31 protein-coding genes are annotated in these 17433 nt (G+C 39.4%); all 31 read left to right on the top strand.

The annotated features are described in order from the left end of the window. The first annotated feature begins 66 nt into the window (after positions 1-66). The 31 genes from pplA (at position 67) to rpsK (ending at position 17338) form a co-directional block, all read left to right on the top strand. A complete protein-coding gene (gene pplA / locus PQQ29_RS13410) occupies positions 67-966 on the top strand; it encodes an extracellular electron transfer flavoprotein PplA (RefSeq protein ID WP_033533564.1) in 900 nt (299 codons plus the stop codon). Positions 967-1128: 162 nt separating this feature from the next. After that, the gene (locus PQQ29_RS13405; RefSeq protein WP_033533563.1) at positions 1129-2211 is read left to right on the top strand and encodes an FAD:protein FMN transferase; all 1083 of its coding nucleotides are present in this window, start codon (positions 1129-1131) and stop codon (positions 2209-2211) included. Between the two features lie 81 nt (positions 2212-2292). Continuing rightward, positions 2293-3252 carry a 1,4-dihydroxy-2-naphthoate polyprenyltransferase gene (menA, locus tag PQQ29_RS13400; RefSeq protein ID WP_187983835.1) on the top strand — a complete coding sequence of 320 codons (960 nt, stop codon included), beginning with the start codon at positions 2293-2295 and terminating at the stop codon, positions 3250-3252. A 19-nt stretch (positions 3253-3271) separates the two neighbouring features. Next, positions 3272-4072 carry an FAD export ECF transporter transmembrane subunit FmnA gene (gene fmnA, locus PQQ29_RS13395; RefSeq protein WP_003772934.1) on the top strand — a complete coding sequence of 267 codons (801 nt, stop codon included), beginning with the start codon at positions 3272-3274 and terminating at the stop codon, positions 4070-4072. A gap of 360 nt (positions 4073-4432) precedes the next feature. Further along, the gene (gene rpsJ / locus PQQ29_RS13390) at positions 4433-4741 is read left to right on the top strand and encodes a 30S ribosomal protein S10 (RefSeq protein ID WP_003720954.1); all 309 of its coding nucleotides are present in this window, start codon (positions 4433-4435) and stop codon (positions 4739-4741) included. Positions 4742-4775: 34 nt separating this feature from the next. Continuing rightward, positions 4776-5405, top strand: a complete 630-nt coding sequence (gene rplC, locus PQQ29_RS13385) for a 50S ribosomal protein L3 (RefSeq protein ID WP_003772936.1) — start codon at positions 4776-4778, stop codon at positions 5403-5405. 25 nt (positions 5406-5430) lie between these two features. Further along, on the top strand, positions 5431-6054 hold the full coding sequence (rplD, locus tag PQQ29_RS13380) for a 50S ribosomal protein L4 (RefSeq protein ID WP_003727695.1): 624 nt from the start codon (positions 5431-5433) through the stop codon (positions 6052-6054). Further along, complete coding sequence (rplW, locus tag PQQ29_RS13375; protein WP_003728540.1) at positions 6054-6338, top strand: 50S ribosomal protein L23; 285 nt, start codon at positions 6054-6056, stop codon at positions 6336-6338. Before rplD ends, rplW begins: the two co-directional genes overlap by 1 nt. Positions 6339-6378: 40 nt before the next feature. Continuing rightward, on the top strand, positions 6379-7212 hold the full coding sequence (gene rplB, locus PQQ29_RS13370; protein ID WP_003727696.1) for a 50S ribosomal protein L2: 834 nt from the start codon (positions 6379-6381) through the stop codon (positions 7210-7212). An 87-nt stretch (positions 7213-7299) separates the two neighbouring features. Next, on the top strand, positions 7300-7578 hold the full coding sequence (rpsS, locus tag PQQ29_RS13365) for a 30S ribosomal protein S19 (protein ID WP_003720946.1): 279 nt from the start codon (positions 7300-7302) through the stop codon (positions 7576-7578). Positions 7579-7598: 20 nt separating this feature from the next. Then, entirely contained in the window at positions 7599-7955 is a 357-nt protein-coding gene (gene rplV, locus PQQ29_RS13360) for a 50S ribosomal protein L22 (protein WP_003727697.1), read from the top strand. Between the two features lie 3 nt (positions 7956-7958). Further along, positions 7959-8615: a 30S ribosomal protein S3 gene (gene rpsC, locus PQQ29_RS13355; protein WP_003720944.1), complete on the top strand. Its 657-nt coding sequence runs from the start codon at positions 7959-7961 to the stop codon at positions 8613-8615. 2 nt (positions 8616-8617) lie between these two features. Beyond that, complete coding sequence (rplP, locus tag PQQ29_RS13350) at positions 8618-9052, top strand: 50S ribosomal protein L16 (RefSeq protein ID WP_003720943.1); 435 nt, start codon at positions 8618-8620, stop codon at positions 9050-9052. Then, the gene (gene rpmC / locus PQQ29_RS13345; RefSeq protein ID WP_003720942.1) at positions 9042-9233 is read left to right on the top strand and encodes a 50S ribosomal protein L29; all 192 of its coding nucleotides are present in this window, start codon (positions 9042-9044) and stop codon (positions 9231-9233) included. The genes rplP and rpmC overlap by 11 nt, the downstream gene beginning before the upstream one ends. Before the next feature lie 27 nt (positions 9234-9260). After that, positions 9261-9524, top strand: a complete 264-nt coding sequence (gene rpsQ, locus PQQ29_RS13340) for a 30S ribosomal protein S17 (RefSeq protein ID WP_003720941.1) — start codon at positions 9261-9263, stop codon at positions 9522-9524. Positions 9525-9603: 79 nt separating this feature from the next. Next, the gene (rplN, locus tag PQQ29_RS13335; RefSeq protein WP_003723686.1) at positions 9604-9972 is read left to right on the top strand and encodes a 50S ribosomal protein L14; all 369 of its coding nucleotides are present in this window, start codon (positions 9604-9606) and stop codon (positions 9970-9972) included. Positions 9973-10009: 37 nt separating this feature from the next. Then, positions 10010-10321 carry a 50S ribosomal protein L24 gene (rplX, locus tag PQQ29_RS13330; RefSeq protein ID WP_003720939.1) on the top strand — a complete coding sequence of 104 codons (312 nt, stop codon included), beginning with the start codon at positions 10010-10012 and terminating at the stop codon, positions 10319-10321. Positions 10322-10347: 26 nt separating this feature from the next. Then, a complete protein-coding gene (gene rplE, locus PQQ29_RS13325; RefSeq protein WP_003720938.1) occupies positions 10348-10887 on the top strand; it encodes a 50S ribosomal protein L5 in 540 nt (179 codons plus the stop codon). 30 nt (positions 10888-10917) lie between these two features. Next, positions 10918-11103 carry a type Z 30S ribosomal protein S14 gene (locus PQQ29_RS13320; RefSeq protein ID WP_003723684.1) on the top strand — a complete coding sequence of 62 codons (186 nt, stop codon included), beginning with the start codon at positions 10918-10920 and terminating at the stop codon, positions 11101-11103. A gap of 30 nt (positions 11104-11133) precedes the next feature. Continuing rightward, on the top strand, positions 11134-11532 hold the full coding sequence (gene rpsH, locus PQQ29_RS13315) for a 30S ribosomal protein S8 (protein ID WP_003720937.1): 399 nt from the start codon (positions 11134-11136) through the stop codon (positions 11530-11532). 30 nt (positions 11533-11562) lie between these two features. Further along, positions 11563-12099 carry a 50S ribosomal protein L6 gene (gene rplF / locus PQQ29_RS13310; protein WP_003749693.1) on the top strand — a complete coding sequence of 179 codons (537 nt, stop codon included), beginning with the start codon at positions 11563-11565 and terminating at the stop codon, positions 12097-12099. Positions 12100-12138: 39 nt separating this feature from the next. Next, a complete protein-coding gene (rplR, locus tag PQQ29_RS13305) occupies positions 12139-12498 on the top strand; it encodes a 50S ribosomal protein L18 (protein ID WP_003764129.1) in 360 nt (119 codons plus the stop codon). 21 nt (positions 12499-12519) lie between these two features. After that, positions 12520-13023, top strand: coding sequence for a 30S ribosomal protein S5 (gene rpsE, locus PQQ29_RS13300; RefSeq protein WP_003772938.1), 504 nt, complete (start codon positions 12520-12522; stop codon positions 13021-13023). Positions 13024-13039: 16 nt separating this feature from the next. After that, the gene (rpmD, locus tag PQQ29_RS13295; protein WP_003720933.1) at positions 13040-13219 is read left to right on the top strand and encodes a 50S ribosomal protein L30; all 180 of its coding nucleotides are present in this window, start codon (positions 13040-13042) and stop codon (positions 13217-13219) included. 57 nt (positions 13220-13276) lie between these two features. Continuing rightward, positions 13277-13717, top strand: a complete 441-nt coding sequence (rplO, locus tag PQQ29_RS13290) for a 50S ribosomal protein L15 (protein WP_003764125.1) — start codon at positions 13277-13279, stop codon at positions 13715-13717. Next, on the top strand, positions 13717-15012 hold the full coding sequence (gene secY, locus PQQ29_RS13285) for a preprotein translocase subunit SecY (RefSeq protein WP_003772941.1): 1296 nt from the start codon (positions 13717-13719) through the stop codon (positions 15010-15012). Before rplO ends, secY begins: the two co-directional genes overlap by 1 nt. A 59-nt stretch (positions 15013-15071) precedes the next feature. Then, positions 15072-15719 (top strand): adenylate kinase, encoded by a 648-nt coding sequence (locus tag PQQ29_RS13280; RefSeq protein ID WP_003768462.1) that lies wholly within the window; start codon positions 15072-15074, stop codon positions 15717-15719. 387 nt (positions 15720-16106) lie between these two features. Further along, positions 16107-16325: a translation initiation factor IF-1 gene (gene infA / locus PQQ29_RS13275; protein ID WP_003720929.1), complete on the top strand. Its 219-nt coding sequence runs from the start codon at positions 16107-16109 to the stop codon at positions 16323-16325. A gap of 103 nt (positions 16326-16428) precedes the next feature. Next, complete coding sequence (gene rpmJ / locus PQQ29_RS13270) at positions 16429-16542, top strand: 50S ribosomal protein L36 (RefSeq protein ID WP_003720928.1); 114 nt, start codon at positions 16429-16431, stop codon at positions 16540-16542. Between the two features lie 18 nt (positions 16543-16560). Beyond that, positions 16561-16926: a 30S ribosomal protein S13 gene (gene rpsM / locus PQQ29_RS13265; RefSeq protein WP_003723677.1), complete on the top strand. Its 366-nt coding sequence runs from the start codon at positions 16561-16563 to the stop codon at positions 16924-16926. Between the two features lie 22 nt (positions 16927-16948). Further along, positions 16949-17338: a 30S ribosomal protein S11 gene (rpsK, locus tag PQQ29_RS13260; RefSeq protein WP_003720926.1), complete on the top strand. Its 390-nt coding sequence runs from the start codon at positions 16949-16951 to the stop codon at positions 17336-17338. Positions 17339-17433: the final 95 nt, after the last annotated feature.

Genomic DNA, 17433 nt, shown 5'->3' with positions numbered 1-17433 from the left:
AGACTATCCGTTTGTGTTCACGTTATCACAAACAAGGTTTTAATAAAACAAAAGGTGGGAGCAAATATGAAATTGAAAAAAGTAGCAATGGGTATTACCGTAGTAATGGCTTCAAGTTTATTACTAGTAGGTTGCGGTAGTAACGACGACAGCAGCAAAGATAAGAAGAGCACAGACACAAAACAAACAGAAACAAAGAAAACAGCTAAAACAGATGGTACTATGACTGATGGTACTTACAAATTAGAAGAAAAGAATTTCGACGACAAAGGCTGGAAAGGTTTCATGTCAATCGAAGTTAAAGATGGTAAAATCACTAAAGCTAACTACGATTACAAAAACAAAGACGGCAAACTTAAATCTGAAGATGCAGACTACGAAAAAGCAATGAAAGACAAAGTAGGAACTGGTCCTCAAGAATACTTGAAACAATTAAGCGATTCCCTTGTTAAAGGACAATCTGCATCATCTGTAGAAGTAGTTTCAGGAGCAACTCATTCCTCTGACGCTTTCATCAATTATGCAAACCAATTAATTCAAGCAGCTCAAAAAGCTGATACAACTACAATTTCCATCAACAACCTAGCTAAAATGGAAGATGGAACTTATAAATTAGAAGAACAAAACTACGCACATGGTTACCGTGTAGTATTCAGCATGGACGTTAAAGATGGCAAAATCACTAAATCTGATTACAACTATGTTGACAAAGACGGTAAACTTAAATCAGACGACGCTGACTATGAGAAAAACATGAAAGCTAAATCTGGTACTGGTCCAAAAGAATACATCCCAGCACTTAATAAATCTCTAGTAGAGAAACAAGATGTTGCTGCAGTAGACACAGTTTCTGGTGCTACTAACTCTTCTAACCAATTCAAAATCTACGCAGCTCAACTTCAAAATGCTGCACAAAATGGTAACACTGACACTATCAAAGTGTACAACCTAGTAGAAGCTGAATAATTAGCACAATGAAAAGCACAAAGCGGCTGGCCCTAATTCTGGGGCTAGCCGATTTTTTTATCGCAAAACAGAGGAATTAAGCCTTTTTACTGTAGATTTATTCCTTTTTTTACGCTATAGTTATTCAAGTAAAGATCACGGATTAGAAAGGTGAAAAAGCTAATGAAGAAATGGAAAATAATACTTTCAGTTATCGTATTGGCACTTGTTGTGTCGGCATGCGGAAATTCTAATAACGATTCAAAAAAAGAACCAAGTGATTCTAAAACACTTTTGGAACAGCCTTACTCTAAAACTGATTTCCTAATGGGAACAGTAGTCACACTTAAAATCTATGACAAAGGCAAAGAAGACGTTCTAGACAAAGGTTTCGATCGCATTAAAGATTTAGCAGCTAAAATTACTACAAGCGATGCAGAAAAAACATCGGAAGTTGACAAAATAAATGAACAAGCTGGAAAAAAACCAGTAAAAGTTTCTAAAGATGTCTACTATTTAATCCAAGAAGGACTGAAATACTCGGAAAACTCTGGTGGTAGCTTTGACATTACCATTGGACCACTTACTTCTTTATGGCATATCGGTTTTTCTGATGCGCGCAAACCTTCGCAAGCAGAAATCGATGCAGTTTTACCATTAATTAATTATAAAGACGTAAAAATGAACGACGAAGAGCAAACAGTCTACTTGGAAAAAGAAGGCATGGAGCTTGATTTAGGAGCAATTGCAAAAGGGTTCATCACTGACGAAACATTAAAAGTGTTCAAAGATAACAAAGTAACTACTTCCATAATTGATTTGGGCGGAAATATTTATGTTCAAGGGAAAAATCCTAATGGCAATAAATGGAATGTTGGAATACAAGATCCGTTTTCTCCGCGTGGTAGTGTGATTGGGAAGCTTCCAGAATCTGATATGTCGATTGTAACTTCGGGCATTTATGAACGTTACCTAGAAGTGGACGGAAAAACATATCATCACATTTTAGACCCGAAAACAGGGTACCCGTTTGATAATGATATTGCTGGCGTGTCTATCGTATCTAAAAAATCTATTGATGGCGATGGCTTGTCAACAGCTACTTTCTCCAAAGGAATTAAAGGCGGAATGGATTACATTGAGCAGTTTAAAGGTGTAGACGCTATCTTTATTAGTAAAGAGAAAAAAGTATACGAAACATCCGGCCTAAAAGGGCAATTTGAATTAACAGATAAAAATTTCCAAATGGACACTTTGAAAAAATAAACCATTATATATAGAAGAAAGTGAGCAGACTTCTAACCGAGGTCTGCTCATAATAAGGTAGAGAGGGGTTAAAAAGGGGTTATGTCAATATCATCATTCCTGAAGTTGGTTGAAATCCAGACGAAGATAGCTAGCGTATTTCCGTTTATGTTAGGGACGCTATTTGTTGTGTATCAATATGATATGTTTAAGCCTATTAATACGTTGATATTTTTTGGCTCTATGCTAATTTTTGATTTAACAACTACCGCAATTAATAATTATATGGATTACCGTAAAGCCACAGATAATCATGACTACGACTACAGGACAACAAGCAACGTTATCGGGCAACAACAAATTCCAGAACGAACAGTTATTATTACTATTTTTCTGATGTTTTTCATTGCAACTGGTTTAGGTGTTTGGCTTGTTTTCCGCACTGATTTGCTAGTGCTATTAATTGGATTTGTATGTTTCTGTATTGGTATCTTGTATACATTTGGTCCTGTGCCACTTTCGCGTATGCCGCTTGGAGAGATTTTTTCAGGGGTTACGATGGGATTCGGGATTTTCTTCTTAGCTGTTTATGTAAATGCGTACGATGCCGGAATTGCGAATTTATTTTGGCAAGGAGAAATGGTAACCATCCAGTTCAATCTAATAGAAATCATCCGGATAGGTGTGGTATCCTTACCATGTATTTTCACGATAGCGAATATTATGCTAGCCAATAATTTGTGCGATTTAGATGAAGATATTAGAAATCATCGTTATACACTTCCTTATTATATAGGTAGAAAAATGGGCGTTCTTCTTTTTAATGCACTGTACTATGCGTCGTTTTTAGCAGTGGTTGTTTCGGTGTTTATTCATTTCTTGCACCCAATCATGCTAGTGTCGGTACTGGCTGTTTATCCGGTCTATCGTAATTTGGTTAAATTTAATAAAGAGCAAGTGAAATCAAAAACATTTGTTATTGGTATACGTAATTTTGTGCTGATTAATGCGGCTTTAACAATTTTAATGGCGGTTAGCGTTGTAATTCAACAATTGACGTGAGTGAAGGGGGCTTCTTTGAATGATAGAAAAACTGATATTAGGTCGTTTTGTTCCAGGGGAGTCCTTAATTCACGGGCTTGACGCGAGAACGAAATTGCTAGCTGGGTTTTATTACATTGGAATTTTATTTTTAGCGAATAATTGGTGGACATACGCTTTAATGGTCTTATTCACGCTAATGATTGTTCAAATGACGGGGATAAAGTTGAAAGTGTTCATAAAGGGAGTTAAACCGCTTATTTGGTTAATCTTATTCACCGTTGTGATGCAAATCCTGTTCGCGAGTGGTGGAACAATTTATTTTGACTGGGGTCCTTTTACAATTTCGTCTTTCGGTCTTTTGAATGGTGTTTTTGTGTTTTTACGCTTTGTATTAATTATTATTATGTCGACAGTCATTACTTTAACAACTACCCCGATGAACTTAACAGATGCAATTGCGTATATCCTTCGTCCTTTTGCAGTGCTCAAAGTACCTGTTAACGACATCGCCTTAATGATCTCCGTTGCGCTACGTTTTATTCCGACACTTATGGGTGAAACGGATAAAATTATGAAAGCTCAGCGCGCACGTGGAGTTGATTTTGGTGAAGGAAACTTATTCGAACAAATGAAAGTGGTTGTTCCGATTTTTATTCCGCTTTTCGTTAGTTCCTTTAACCGGGCCGAAGAGCTAGCCGACGCAATGGAAGCTAGAGGTTATCAGGGCGGGGAAGGACGAACTCGTTTTCGGATACTTCACTGGCACTTTGGCGATCTTGTTGCGCTAGGTGTCATGTTGCTTCTAACAGCTGGACTTATATTGCTTCGTACTTCTTAAAAACATTCGAATCATCGGATGTTTTTTTATTTTATTTAAAAACCAAAGAATACTGCTATGAAGCGTTTTTCGTCAGATAATAAACCGAGATTCTTCTATATAATAGCTTCTATGAAAATAACTTAAAACTTTTTTCAAAAAGCGGTTGATTACTACCCCTAACCCGTGTATAATAGATAAAGTGCAAATGGACAGGCATTGGTCTGCCCTTTTGACAACGAGCACCCCGGTATTGCCGGGAATGCCCATGTGATGAAGTGAAAGGTTGCTGACACACCCGGCCGCTTTGCCATGGCGGATGTTCAGGTAATTTTCACGGAGAATGTCTACTTTGAAAGTAGGCGAAAAGGAGGGAAAGTAATGGCAAAACAAAAAATTCGTATTCGTTTAAAAGCGTATGATCACCGTATTTTGGATCAATCAGCAGAAAAGATCGTAGAAACAGCGAAACGCTCAGGTGCTTCCGTATCTGGTCCGATTCCACTTCCAACAGAGAAGTCTATCTACACAGTCTTGCGTGCGGTCCACAAATATAAAGATTCTCGTGAGCAATTCGAAATGCGTACACACAAACGTTTAATCGACATCGTTAATCCAACACCACAAACAGTTGATAGCTTGATGCGTTTAGACTTGCCAAGCGGTGTGGACATCGAAATCAAACTATAATAAGAATATATTAAATTAACAGGAGGTGTGACTCATGACCAAAGGAATCTTAGGTAGAAAAGTAGGGATGACACAAGTTTTCACTGAAAACGGCGAACTTATTCCAGTAACAGTAATCGAAGCAGCACAAAACGTGGTACTTCAAAAGAAAACTGTTGAAACTGACGGCTATGAAGCTGTACAAATCGGTTTCGAAGATAAGAGAGCAAAATTGTCAAACAAACCCGAACAAGGTCATGTAGCAAAAGCCGATACTACTCCTAAGCGCTTCATTCGCGAATTCCGCGATGTAAACTTAGACGAGTATGAGATTGGTGCAGAAGTAAAAGTAGACGTATTCGCAGAAGGTGACATCATCGACGCGACAGGCGTATCGAAAGGTAAAGGATTCCAAGGTGTTATTAAACGCCACGGACAATCACGCGGCCCTATGGCCCACGGTTCCCGTTACCATCGTCGCCCAGGTTCAATGGGTCCAGTAGCACCTAACCGTGTTTTCAAAAATAAACTACTTCCAGGTCGTATGGGTGGAGAACAAATCACTATCCAAAACCTAGAAATCGTTAAAGTAGACGTTGAAAAGAACGTTCTTTTAGTAAAAGGTAACGTTCCAGGCGCTAAAAAAGCATTAGTTCAAATTAAAACTGCTACTAAAGCAAAATAATTCATTTGGAAAGGAGGACTAACGAATGCCAAAATTAAGCTTACTTAAACAAGATGGAACAAACGCTGGCGAAATTACTTTAAACGACACTGTTTTCGGTATCGAACCAAATGAAAAAGTTGTTGTTGACGTAATTTTGAGCCAACGTGCATCCCTACGTCAAGGGACTCATAAAGTGAAAAATCGTTCAGAAGTACGTGGTGGCGGACGTAAACCATGGCGTCAAAAAGGTACAGGTCGTGCCCGTCAAGGTTCAATCCGTTCCCCACAATGGCGCGGCGGTGGTGTCGTATTCGGCCCAACACCTCGTTCATATGCTTACAAATTACCTAAGAAAGTTCGTCGTTTAGCGATTAAATCGATTCTTTCTTCTAAAGTAAATGAAGAAAAATTAGTTGTACTTGAAGGTTTGACTTTCGATGCACCTAAAACAAAAGAATTTGCGGCTTTTCTTAAAAATATCTCTGTAGATACTAAGGCACTAATCGTAGTTGCTGGTGAAAGTGAAAATGTAGAATTATCTGCACGCAACTTACAAGGCATTACAGTTATTCCAGCTGAAAGTATCTCAGTACTAGAAGTTGCTAAACATGATAAGTTAATTATCACTAAAGCAGCTGTCGAAAAAGTAGAGGAGGTGCTCGCATAATGGATGCACGCGACATCATTAAGCGCCCAGTTGTAACTGAAGAATCTACAAGCATTCTCGACGATAAGAAATATACATTTGAAGTAGATACTCGCGCAACTAAAACGCAAGTAAAATACGCAATTGAAGAAATTTTCGACGTGAAAGTTGCTAAAGTAAACGTAATGAATTACAAAGGCAAACTTAAACGTATGGGCCGTTATGCAGGTTACACTAACAAACGTCGTAAAGCGATTGTTACTGTTACAGCTGACAGCAAAGAAATTCAATTCTTTGAAGTATAATTCGACTAACTTTAAATAATTCTAACGAGGAGGGGAAACAATGGCGATCAAAAAGTATAAACCTACCACTAACGGGCGCCGGCATATGACAAGTTCAGATTTCGCTGAGATTACTACAAGTACTCCAGAAAAATCTTTACTACGTCCTCTTAAAAAGAAAGCCGGACGCAATAACCAAGGTAAGTTAACTGTTCGTCATCACGGCGGTGGCCATAAACGCCAATACCGCGTGATTGATTTCAAACGTAACAAAGATGGTATTCCTGGACGCGTTGCAACGATCGAGTACGATCCAAACCGTTCTGCTAATATTGCTCTAATCAACTATGCTGATGGAGAAAAACGCTACATCATCGCAGCGAAAGGCCTTGAAGTAGGTCAAACAATTTATTCAGGAGCAGAAGCTGACATCAAAGTCGGTAATGCACTAGAATTAAAAGATATTCCAGTGGGTACTGTTATCCACAATATCGAAATGAAACCTGGTAAAGGTGGACAATTAGTACGTTCTGCTGGAACAAGTGCTCAAGTACTTGGTAAAGAAGGCAAATACGTATTAATCCGCTTAAACTCCGGTGAAGTTCGCATGATCCTTGCTACTTGCCGTGCTACAATCGGTCAAGTTGGTAACGAACAACACGAACTTATCAACATCGGTAAAGCAGGTCGTTCACGTTGGATGGGTAAACGCCCAACTGTTCGTGGATCTGTAATGAACCCGAACGATCACCCACACGGTGGTGGTGAAGGTAAAGCTCCAATCGGTCGTAAATCGCCAATGTCTCCATGGGGTAAACCAACTCTTGGATACAAAACACGTAAGAAAAACAACAACTCCGATAAATTTATCGTACGTCGTCGTAAGAAAAAATAATCGGATTAATAGATTGAATAAAATTGGTAGCAGGATAGCGAGGACAAGCGTTCTCAGCTTCCTGACTATGCGAAGGGAGGTTCCGTCATGGGTCGTAGTTTGAAAAAAGGACCTTTTGTTGATGACCACTTGATGAAGAAAGTGGAAGCAGCAGCAGAAAGCGAAAAGAAACAAGTAATTAAAACTTGGTCTCGTCGCTCCACGATTTTCCCAACTTTTGTTGGACAAACAATCGCAGTATATGATGGACGTAAACACGTTCCTGTTTATGTTCAAGAAGATATGGTAGGACACAAACTGGGCGAATTCGCACCAACTCGTACGTACCGCGGTCATGCGGGCGACGATAAAAAAACTAAACGCTAATTTGAGAGGAGGATATCCTAATGGCAAGTGAAGTTACAAGCGCAAAAGCCGTTGCCAAAACGGTTCGTATTGCTCCTCGCAAAGCTAGAATCGTCATTGATTTAATTCGAGGCAAGCAAGTTGGCGAAGCAATTGCAATCTTGAAGTATACTCCAAGATCAGCTTCCCCAATTATTGAAAAAGTATTAAAATCCGCTATTGCTAACGCAGAGCATAACTATGATTTAGACATTAACAACCTTGTAGTAGAGGAAGCATTTGTTGACGAAGGTCCAACACTTAAACGTTTCCGTCCACGTGCACAAGGTCGTGCAAGTGCAATCAACAAACGTACTAGCCACATTACAGTTGTGGTATCTGAAGTGAAGGAGGGATAATTCGTGGGTCAAAAAGTACATCCAATAGGTATGCGTATCGGTGTCATCCGTGATTGGGACTCCAAATGGTACGCGGAAAAAGATTATGCGGACTTCTTACATGAAGATTTACGCATCCGTGATTATGTTGCAAAACGTTTATCTGACGCTTCTGTTTCTCGCGTAGAAATCGAACGTGCAGCTAACCGTGTGAATATCACTATTCATACTGCTAAACCTGGTATGGTTATCGGTAAAGGTGGTTCTGAAGTTGAAGCATTACGCAAAAACTTAAACGAACTTACTCAAAAACGTGTTCATATCAATATCGTAGAAATCAAACGTGCTGACCTAGACGCAAAATTGGTTGCTGAAAACATCGCTCGTCAATTGGAAGGTCGTGTATCTTTCCGTCGTGCGCAAAAACAAGCTATCCAACGTACTATGCGTGCTGGAGCAAAAGGTATCAAAACTCAAGTATCTGGTCGTCTTGGCGGAGCGGATATCGCTCGTGCTGAACACTATAGCGAAGGAACAGTACCTCTTCATACATTGCGTGCCGACATCGACTACGCATGGGAAGAAGCTGACACAACTTATGGTAAACTAGGCGTTAAAGTCTGGATCTACCGTGGTGAAGTCCTTCCTACGAAGAAAAACAATGTGGAAGGAGGAAAATAATAATGTTAGTTCCTAAACGTGTAAAATACCGTCGTGAATTCCGCGGAAACATGCGTGGACGCGCGAAAGGCGGAACTGAAGTTGCATTTGGTGAATATGGTCTTCAAGCAGTTGAAGCTTCTTGGATTACAAACCGTCAAATCGAAGCAGCTCGTATCGCAATGACTCGTTACATGAAACGTGGCGGTAAAGTTTGGATTAAAATTTTCCCTCATAAATCTTACACTTCTAAACCAATCGGGGTTCGGATGGGTAAAGGTAAAGGTGCTCCGGAAGGTTGGGTAAGCCCAGTCAAACGCGGCAAAATTATGTTTGAAATCGCAGGTGTTCCTGAAGATGTAGCGCGTGAAGCATTACGTCTAGCAGCACACAAACTGCCGGTCAAAACTAAGATCGTTAAACGTGAAGAAATTGGTGGTGAAGCAAATGAAAGCTAATGATATCCGTGATTTATCCACTACCGAAATCCAAGATCAAGAAAAAGCTTTGAAAGAAGAGCTCTTCAACCTGCGCTTTCAATTAGCTACTGGTCAATTAGAAAACACCGCACGTATTCGTGAGGTTCGTAAAGCAATTGCCCGTATGAAAACAATCGTTCGAGAAAGAGAACTTGCTTAAAAAAGAATCGTAAGGAGGTTTTAATACATGGCTGACCGTAACCAACGTAAAGTTTATACTGGTCGTGTTGTATCCGATAAAATGGATAAAACAATTACCGTGGTTGTTGAAACGTACAAGAAACATGGTTTGTACGGTAAACGCGTGAAGTATTCTAAAAAATTCAAAGCGCATGATGAAAATAACATTGCAAAAACTGGCGATGTAGTTCGTATTTCCGAAACTCGTCCATTGTCTGCAACTAAACATTTCCGTTTATTAGAAGTTGTAGAAGAAGCAGTAATTATCTAAATCAAAAGTTAAAAATAGATTGTGAAAAGTTGCCGAGTGCAATTTTTCCGACCCGTTATTCTGGAAGGAGGGTGTCCTAATGATTCAACAAGAAAGTCGTATGAAAGTGGCTGATAACTCTGGCGCACGTGAAGTGTTAACTATTAAAGTGCTAGGTGGATCAGGACGCAAAACTGCTAACATTGGTGATGTTGTCGTGTGTACCGTTAAACAAGCAACACCAGGCGGCGTTGTCAAAAAAGGTGAAGTTGTTAAAGCAGTAATCGTTCGTACTAAGAGTGGAGCACGTCGTCAAGACGGTTCTTACATCAAGTTTGATGAAAATGCATGTGTCATTATCCGTGACGATAAAAGTCCTCGTGGAACACGTATTTTTGGACCTGTTGCTCGCGAACTTCGTGAAAACAACTTTATGAAGATCGTTTCTTTAGCTCCAGAAGTTCTTTAAAAATTAAGTTCCAAGAAATCAAGGAGGTGCTATACCAATGCATGTCAAAAAAGGTGATAAAGTAAAAGTTATTACTGGTAAAGATAAAGGCAAATCCGGCAAAGTGCTCGCAGCATTTCCGAAAAAGGACCGCGTACTTATCGAAGGAATCAATATGGTTAAAAAACATACTAAACCTTCCAACATCAACCCGCAAGGCGGAATCTTGAATGTTGAAGCACCAATCCATGTTTCAAACGTAATGCTAATTGACCCTAAAACTGGCGAACCTACTCGTGTAGGCTACGAAGTTAAAGGTGATAAAAAAGTACGCGTAGCAAAAAAATCCGGTGAAGTAATAGATAAATAATAGTCGTAGGAAGGAGGGAATATTACATGAATCGCCTTAAAGATCAATATCTTAAGGAAATTGTTCCTGCTTTAATGAGCAAATTCAATTATGACTCCGTAATGGAGGTTCCAAAAATAGATAAAATCGTAATCAACACTGGTGTTGGTGACGCTACAGCAAATGCGAAAGTGTTAGACAGTGCAGTGGAGGAGTTAGCTCTTATCACTGGTCAAAAACCTGTTATCACAAAAGCAAAAAATTCTATCGCTGGTTTCCGTCTTCGTGAAGGAATGCCAATCGGTGCTAAAGTAACATTGCGTGGTGAACGCATGTATGATTTCTTAGATAAATTAGTTACTGTTTCACTTCCACGTGTTCGTGATTTCCGTGGCGTATCGAAAAAAGCTTTCGATGGTCGTGGTAACTATACGTTGGGTGTTAGAGAGCAACTTATTTTCCCTGAAATTGATTACGATCAAGTATCAAAAGTACGCGGTATGGACGTAGTAATCGTTACAACTGCCAAAAGTGATGAAGAATCTCATGAGTTACTTACTCAACTAGGGATGCCATTTCAAAAGTAATCAAAACTAATTTAGTAGGGAGGCGAAAACGTGGCTAAGAAATCCATGATCGCGAAGCAAAAACGTACACCAAAATACGCTGTTCAAGCATATACTCGTTGTGAACGTTGTGGTCGTCCACATTCCGTTATTCGCAAATTTAAATTATGCCGTATTTGTTTCCGTGAACTTGCCTATAAAGGTCAAATTCCCGGCGTGAAAAAAGCAAGCTGGTAAGAAAGAGTTTAAGGAAGGAGGGTATTATACATGGTGATGACAGATCCAATTGCAGATTTTCTAACTCGCATTCGTAATGCAAACATGGTTAAACATGATAAATTAGAACTGCCTGCATCCAAAATCAAAAAAGAAATTGCTGAAATATTGAAGCGTGAAGGTTTTATCCGTGACGTTGAATATATTGAAGATGACAATGCTGGAACAATCCGTGTTTTCTTAAAATATGGAGCGACTGGCGAACGTGTAATCACTGGTTTGAAACGTATCAGTAAGCCAGGTTTACGTGTATATGCAAAATCAACTGAGGTGCCTAAAGTACTTAACGGTCTAGGTATCGCAATCGTGTCTACTTCCCAAGGCGTTTTAACCGACAAAGAAGCCCGTGCTAAACAAGTCGGCGGAGAAGTACTAGCATACGTTTGGTAAGAAAAAGTAAACCATAAGGAGGTGCAATAAATGTCCCGTATAGGTAAAAAAACTATTGTGATTCCTGCAGGTGTAACAGTTACACTTAATGGATCAACAGCAACAGTTAAAGGTCCTAAAGGTGAACTTGTAAAAGAGTTCAACCCAGAAATTACTATTAATATTGAAGGCAACGAAATTAACGTTTCTCGCCCGACTGATAATAAAAACCACCGTGCACTTCATGGTACAACTCGTGCTATTCTTAATAACATGGTTGTCGGAGTTTCCGAGGGTTATGAAAAGAAATTAGAACTTATCGGTGTTGGTTACCGTGCGCAAAAACAAGGAGACAAACTTGTTCTTAACGTAGGGTACTCTCATCCAGTAGAGTTTGTTGCTCCTAAAGGCGTAGAAATTGAAGTTCCTGCAAACACTCAAGTGATTGTTAAAGGATACAACAAAGAACACGTTGGCGAGTTAGCTGCAAACATTCGTGCCGTACGTCCACCAGAGCCATATAAAGGTAAAGGTATTCGTTACGAAGGCGAACATGTACGCCGTAAAGAAGGTAAAACTGGTAAATAATGCCGCTTAATTAGGCAAATGAGAGAAGAGGTGAGTCGTGTGATTACCAAAATCGACAAAAATAAAGTACGTAAAAAAAGACATGCTCGTGTTCGTTCTAAGATTTCTGGAACTGAAAGTCGTCCACGTTTAAACGTATTCCGTTCAAACAAAAACATTTATGCTCAAGTTATTGATGATGTAAATGGTGTGACACTTGCAAGTGCGTCTAATTTAGATAAAGATTTCGGTTCTGCTGAATCCAAAGTTGATGCAGCAAGCAAAGTTGGCGAACTAGTTGCTAAACGTGCTTCCGAAAAAGGTATTACTTCTGTCACTTTTGACCGTGGAGGATACTTATATCATGGCCGCGTAAAAGCTCTTGCTGAAGCAGCTCGCGAAAATGGACTAGAATTTTAATAAGAAGGAGGGACATATTACATGCCTGAGCAAATTGATGGAAACAAATTAGATTTAGAAGAACGCGTTGTTACAATCAACCGTGTTGCTAAAGTAGTTAAAGGTGGACGTCGTTTCCGTTTCACAGCACTTGTTGTTGTTGGAGACAAAAATGGTCATGTTGGTTTCGGTACTGGTAAAGCACAAGAAGTTCCAGATGCAATCCGCAAAGCTGTTGAGGATGCTAAAAAGAACATGGTGTTTGTACCAACTGTAGACACAACTATTCCACACACTGTAGTCGGACATTTTGGTGGCGGAGAAATTCTTCTTAAACCAGCTAGTGCCGGTTCTGGTGTAACTGCTGGTGGTCCCGTTCGTGCGGTCCTAGAACTTGCTGGTGTTGCTGATGTATCTTCCAAATCGCTTGGATCTAATACACCAATTAACATGGTACGTGCTACAATCGACGGAATTAAACAACTTAAAAACGCTGAAGATGTTGCGAAACTTCGTGGCAAAACAGTAGAAGAATTGTTAGGATAAGGAGGGAATTATCATTATGGCGAAGTTAGAAATTACTCTAAAACGTAGCTTAATCGGACGCCCTCAACCACAACGCAAAACTGTTCAAGCATTAGGTCTTGGTAAAACAAATTCTGTAGTGGTTAAAGAAGATAATCCTGCAATTCGTGGGATGATCACTAAAGTAAGTCATTTAGTGGACGTCAAAGAAGTTTAAGCTTAATATAATAATATGTAATTGATAGAATTTGTTAAATAGGAGGAGGTGCTTGACATGAAACTACATGAACTTAAACCTTCAGAAGGTTCTCGTAAAGAACGTAATCGTGTTGGTCGTGGAACAGGCTCTGGTAACGGCAAAACTTCTGGACGCGGTCATAAAGGACAAAAAGCTCGTTCCGGTGGTGGCGTACGCCTAGGTTTTGAAGGTGGACAACTTCCACTTTTCCGTCGTATTCCAAAACGTGGATTCACAAATATCAACCGTAAAGAATTTGCTATCGTTAACTTAGATGTTTTAAACCGCTTTGAAGATGGTACAGAAGTAACACCAGAACTTTTAATCGAAACTGGAATTATTCGTAACGAAAAATCCGGGATTAAAATTTTATCTGATGGAAATATCGAGAAAAAACTTACTGTGAAAGCGAACAAATTCTCTGCAGCTGCCAAAGAAGCTATTGAAGCAGCCGGCGGAAAAACTGAGGTGATCTAATGTTTCAAACGTTAGCGAACTTCTTCAAAGTAGCAGACATCCGTAAAAAAATACTATTTACATTAGCTATGCTAGTTATTTTCCGTATTGGTACATTCGTGCCAGTACCGGGAGTTAACGCAGCTGCTTTACAATCTAGTATGGATGGCGGTATTTTGGGGTTCTTAAACACATTTAATGGTGGGGCTTTAAAAAACTTCTCAATTTTTGCCATGGGTGTAATGCCTTACATTACATCTTCCATTATTGTTCAGTTACTTCAAATGGATGTTGTTCCCAAGTTAACTGAATGGTCTAAGCAAGGGGAAATGGGTCGTAAAAAACTCAATCAACTTACTAGATACATGACGATTGGACTTGGTTTAATCGAAGCATTCGGTATGGCATACGGGTTTAACCGCATGTCATCTGCTGGTTTGGTTATCGAACCATCCATCGGTAGATATGTGATTATTGCAATCGTATTAACTACCGGTACAATGTTCTTAATGTGGTTAGGGGAACAAATCACTGTTAAAGGCGTTGGTAATGGTGTTTCCATCATTATCTTTGCAGGTATTGTTGCTCGTATTCCTGATGGAGTGCGTCAATTATATGTTTCGCAAATTGAAAACGCTGGTGATCAACTGTTCTTACACATTTTAACGTTAGCAGGTGTGGGAGTTGCGATTCTAGCTATTGTTGTAGCTGTTATCTTCTTCCAACAAGCACTTCGTAAAATTCCAATTCAATACTCTAAACGTGTAGCAGGAGCAAAACAATCGGGCGCGCAAGCAACTCATTTGCCATTAAAACTTAACTCTGCCGGAGTTATCCCAGTTATCTTTGCAAGTGCATTTATTATTACACCGCAAACAATTCTTACTTTCTTTGATCAAAGTAACGACATTGTAAAAGTATTGAAAGACGTGTTTGATTACACAAAACCAATTGGTATGATTTTATATGTTGCACTAATTGTTGCTTTCACTTATTTCTATGCTTTCATTCAAGTGAACCCTGAGAAAGTTGCGGACAACTTGAAAAAGCAAGGTGGGTATATTCCTAGTAAACGTCCTGGTCGGGAAACACAAGCATATCTTACATCGGTACTTTACCGATTAACATTTGTTGGTGCAATTTTCCTTTCAGCGGTTGCTATACTTCCAACTATCGGTACTACTGTGTTTAGTTTACCGCAGTCACTTGCCGTTGGTGGTACAAGCCTACTAATTGTTATCGGGGTAGCATTAGATACTACGAAACAACTCGAAGGACAACTTGTAAAAAGGAACTATCGGGGATTTATCAAATAACACGCGGTTCTTGTTAGGATTTCCTAGCAGGAGCTAGCGCGTAATAAGGGGCGAAACAGTTGAAATTAGTATTAATGGGACTGCCCGGCGCCGGAAAAGGCACACAAGCGGAACAGATTGTTGAGAAATACAACATTCCTCATATTTCCACTGGAGATATGTTCCGAGCAGCTATGAAAAATAATACGGAATTAGGAAAGAAAGCTAAATCCTTTATGGACAATGGCGACCTTGTTCCTGATGAAGTAACAAATGGTATCGTTCGTGAACGTTTGGCCGAAGATGATGCTAAGAATGGTTTCTTGCTTGATGGTTTTCCGCGTACAGTGGAACAAGCAGAAGAGCTAGAAAATATTCTAAGTGATTTAGGGACAGAACTTGATGCTGTCATTAACATTGAAGTTGATAAAGATGTTTTAATGAAACGTCTTACAGGTCGTTGGATTTGTCGGACTTGCGGTAAAACTTACCATGAAATCTATAACCCACCGAAAGTTCCTGGGAAATGTGATTTAGATGGTGGAGAACTTTACCAACGCGAAGATGACAAAAAAGAAACTGTTGAAAATCGACTAAATGTCAATATGAAACAGACCAAGCCGCTTCTTGATTTTTACTCTGAAAAAGGTAAACTTCATAGCATAAACGGCGAGCAAGATATTAATGACGTTTTTGTAGATGTGGAAAAAATTCTTGCTTCTTTTTGAGGGGTAAGCTGTGCTGAAATCACTGTCAAAATCAATGCGTGCAAATTGGTTTGATTTGTAGTATAATGGATAATTGGCAGTGGAATTAAAGGCATCTAAGCAAATCATGATGAACGAGAGAACCGTTTGAAGATCATCCGAATGACGTATATGTTCTACCCTGATCTGTTCAGCCGCAATACTTTTGCGAGTGACAGTTCTTCTGGTTTTTACGGATTTCACTTTTACAGGTTGTCTGCAAAGCTGGCGAAATGTGTTGCCTTTTAATGAAGTGCATCCATTTTTGCATGTTTTACGTTTTTTTCATGTAAGAGAAATAGTTACACTGAAAGGATTAGGCCTGCATCAGGAACAAATCCAAGAATACAAGAAGGAGGTAGCAAACATATGGCAAAGGAAGATGTTATTGAAGTAGAAGGCGTTGTGCAAGAAACTCTACCAAACGCGATGTTCAATGTTGAACTCGAAAATGGTCATAAAGTACTGGCAACTGTTTCTGGTAAAATCCGCATGCATTACATTCGTATTTTACCTGGAGATAAAGTGACAGTAGAGCTTTCTCCATACGACCTGACACGCGGAAGAATTACTTATCGTTTTAAATAATTTGCACTCCGAAATTGAATTTATATACCGGTCTGGTTTATCCAGCTTAGAAATTATCGGTTTATAGAGACATTTTCTCTAATAAACAAGGAGGTATATCTATATGAAAGTAAGACCATCAGTGAAACCTATGTGCGAAAAATGTAAAGTTATTCGTCGTAAAGGTAAAGTAATGGTAATTTGTGAAAATCCAAAACATAAACAAAAACAAGGATAAGAGGAGGTGCTTAAGTAAATGGCACGTATTGCAGGTGTGGACGTTCCACGTGAAAAACGTATTGTTATTTCCCTGACTTACATTTATGGTATCGGTAAACAAACAGCTAAAGAAGTTCTTGCTGAAGCTGGTGTTTCTGAAGATACTCGTACTCGTGATTTAACTGAAGAAGAGCTAGGTAAAATCCGTGAAATCTTAGACCGCATTAAAGTTGAAGGTGACCTTCGTCGTGAAGTAAACTTAAACATTAAACGTCTAATCGAAATCGGTTCTTACCGTGGCATGCGTCACCGTCGTGGACTTCCAGTTCGCGGACAAAATACAAAAAATAATGCCCGTACTCGTAAAGGCCCGTCCAAAACAGTAGCAGGTAAAAAGAAATAATAGTAAAGGAGGTAGTTAGTGAATGGCTCGTAAAACAAATACTCGTAAACGTCGTGTGAAAAAGAATATCGAATCTGGTATTGCACACATTCGTTCTACATTTAATAATACGATCGTAATGATTACTGACACACATGGTAATGCTTTAGCTTGGTCAAGTGCAGGTTCTCTAGGATTTAAAGGTTCTCGTAAATCTACTCCTTTCGCAGCGCAAATGGCAGCTGAAAGTGCAGCAAAATCAGCACAAGAACATGGTTTAAAAACATTAGAAGTAACTGTTAAAGGTCCTGGTTCAGGTCGTGAAGCGGCTATCCGTGCACTACAAGCAGCTGGTCTTGAAGTAACAGCTATTAAAGATGTAACTCCAGTTCCACATAACGGATGTCGTCCTCCAAAACGTCGTCGCGTATAAGTGGTCGTTTTCTTTTGCCAATAGTAGATTTTTACTGTCTTAACTATCAAGGCAGAGAGTTTGACATAAAGACTGATATTCTAGACGTTTTGAAG

The sequence above is a fragment of the Listeria innocua genome (genome assembly GCF_028596125.1).
Taxonomy (GTDB): domain Bacteria; phylum Bacillota; class Bacilli; order Lactobacillales; family Listeriaceae; genus Listeria; species Listeria innocua.
Note: the sequence above shows the minus strand (reverse complement) of the source record. Positions and strands in the feature narration are given on the sequence as shown.

Excerpts from the sequence above, each read along its gene's own strand:
- pplA (WP_033533564.1), top strand. The coding sequence starts at position 67 with ATGAAATTGAAAAAAGTAGCAATGGGTATTACCGTAGTAATGGCTTCA.
- PQQ29_RS13405 (WP_033533563.1), top strand. The coding sequence starts at position 1,129 with ATGAAGAAATGGAAAATAATACTTTCAGTTATCGTATTGGCACTTGTT.
- menA (WP_187983835.1), top strand. The coding sequence starts at position 2,293 with ATGTCAATATCATCATTCCTGAAGTTGGTTGAAATCCAGACGAAGATA.
- fmnA (WP_003772934.1), top strand. The coding sequence starts at position 3,272 with ATGATAGAAAAACTGATATTAGGTCGTTTTGTTCCAGGGGAGTCCTTA.
- rpsJ (WP_003720954.1), top strand. The coding sequence starts at position 4,433 with ATGGCAAAACAAAAAATTCGTATTCGTTTAAAAGCGTATGATCACCGT.
- rplC (WP_003772936.1), top strand. The coding sequence starts at position 4,776 with ATGACCAAAGGAATCTTAGGTAGAAAAGTAGGGATGACACAAGTTTTC.
- rplD (WP_003727695.1), top strand. The coding sequence starts at position 5,431 with ATGCCAAAATTAAGCTTACTTAAACAAGATGGAACAAACGCTGGCGAA.
- rplW (WP_003728540.1), top strand. The coding sequence starts at position 6,054 with ATGGATGCACGCGACATCATTAAGCGCCCAGTTGTAACTGAAGAATCT.
- rplB (WP_003727696.1), top strand. The coding sequence starts at position 6,379 with ATGGCGATCAAAAAGTATAAACCTACCACTAACGGGCGCCGGCATATG.
- rpsS (WP_003720946.1), top strand. The coding sequence starts at position 7,300 with ATGGGTCGTAGTTTGAAAAAAGGACCTTTTGTTGATGACCACTTGATG.
- rplV (WP_003727697.1), top strand. The coding sequence starts at position 7,599 with ATGGCAAGTGAAGTTACAAGCGCAAAAGCCGTTGCCAAAACGGTTCGT.
- rplP (WP_003720943.1), top strand. The coding sequence starts at position 8,618 with ATGTTAGTTCCTAAACGTGTAAAATACCGTCGTGAATTCCGCGGAAAC.
- rpmC (WP_003720942.1), top strand. The coding sequence starts at position 9,042 with ATGAAAGCTAATGATATCCGTGATTTATCCACTACCGAAATCCAAGAT.
- rpsQ (WP_003720941.1), top strand. The coding sequence starts at position 9,261 with ATGGCTGACCGTAACCAACGTAAAGTTTATACTGGTCGTGTTGTATCC.
- rplN (WP_003723686.1), top strand. The coding sequence starts at position 9,604 with ATGATTCAACAAGAAAGTCGTATGAAAGTGGCTGATAACTCTGGCGCA.
- rplX (WP_003720939.1), top strand. The coding sequence starts at position 10,010 with ATGCATGTCAAAAAAGGTGATAAAGTAAAAGTTATTACTGGTAAAGAT.
- rplE (WP_003720938.1), top strand. The coding sequence starts at position 10,348 with ATGAATCGCCTTAAAGATCAATATCTTAAGGAAATTGTTCCTGCTTTA.
- rpsH (WP_003720937.1), top strand. The coding sequence starts at position 11,134 with ATGGTGATGACAGATCCAATTGCAGATTTTCTAACTCGCATTCGTAAT.
- rplF (WP_003749693.1), top strand. The coding sequence starts at position 11,563 with ATGTCCCGTATAGGTAAAAAAACTATTGTGATTCCTGCAGGTGTAACA.
- rpsE (WP_003772938.1), top strand. The coding sequence starts at position 12,520 with ATGCCTGAGCAAATTGATGGAAACAAATTAGATTTAGAAGAACGCGTT.
- rpmD (WP_003720933.1), top strand. The coding sequence starts at position 13,040 with ATGGCGAAGTTAGAAATTACTCTAAAACGTAGCTTAATCGGACGCCCT.
- rplO (WP_003764125.1), top strand. The coding sequence starts at position 13,277 with ATGAAACTACATGAACTTAAACCTTCAGAAGGTTCTCGTAAAGAACGT.
- secY (WP_003772941.1), top strand. The coding sequence starts at position 13,717 with ATGTTTCAAACGTTAGCGAACTTCTTCAAAGTAGCAGACATCCGTAAA.
- infA (WP_003720929.1), top strand. The coding sequence starts at position 16,107 with ATGGCAAAGGAAGATGTTATTGAAGTAGAAGGCGTTGTGCAAGAAACT.
- rpmJ (WP_003720928.1), top strand. The coding sequence starts at position 16,429 with ATGAAAGTAAGACCATCAGTGAAACCTATGTGCGAAAAATGTAAAGTT.
- rpsM (WP_003723677.1), top strand. The coding sequence starts at position 16,561 with ATGGCACGTATTGCAGGTGTGGACGTTCCACGTGAAAAACGTATTGTT.
- rpsK (WP_003720926.1), top strand. The coding sequence starts at position 16,949 with ATGGCTCGTAAAACAAATACTCGTAAACGTCGTGTGAAAAAGAATATC.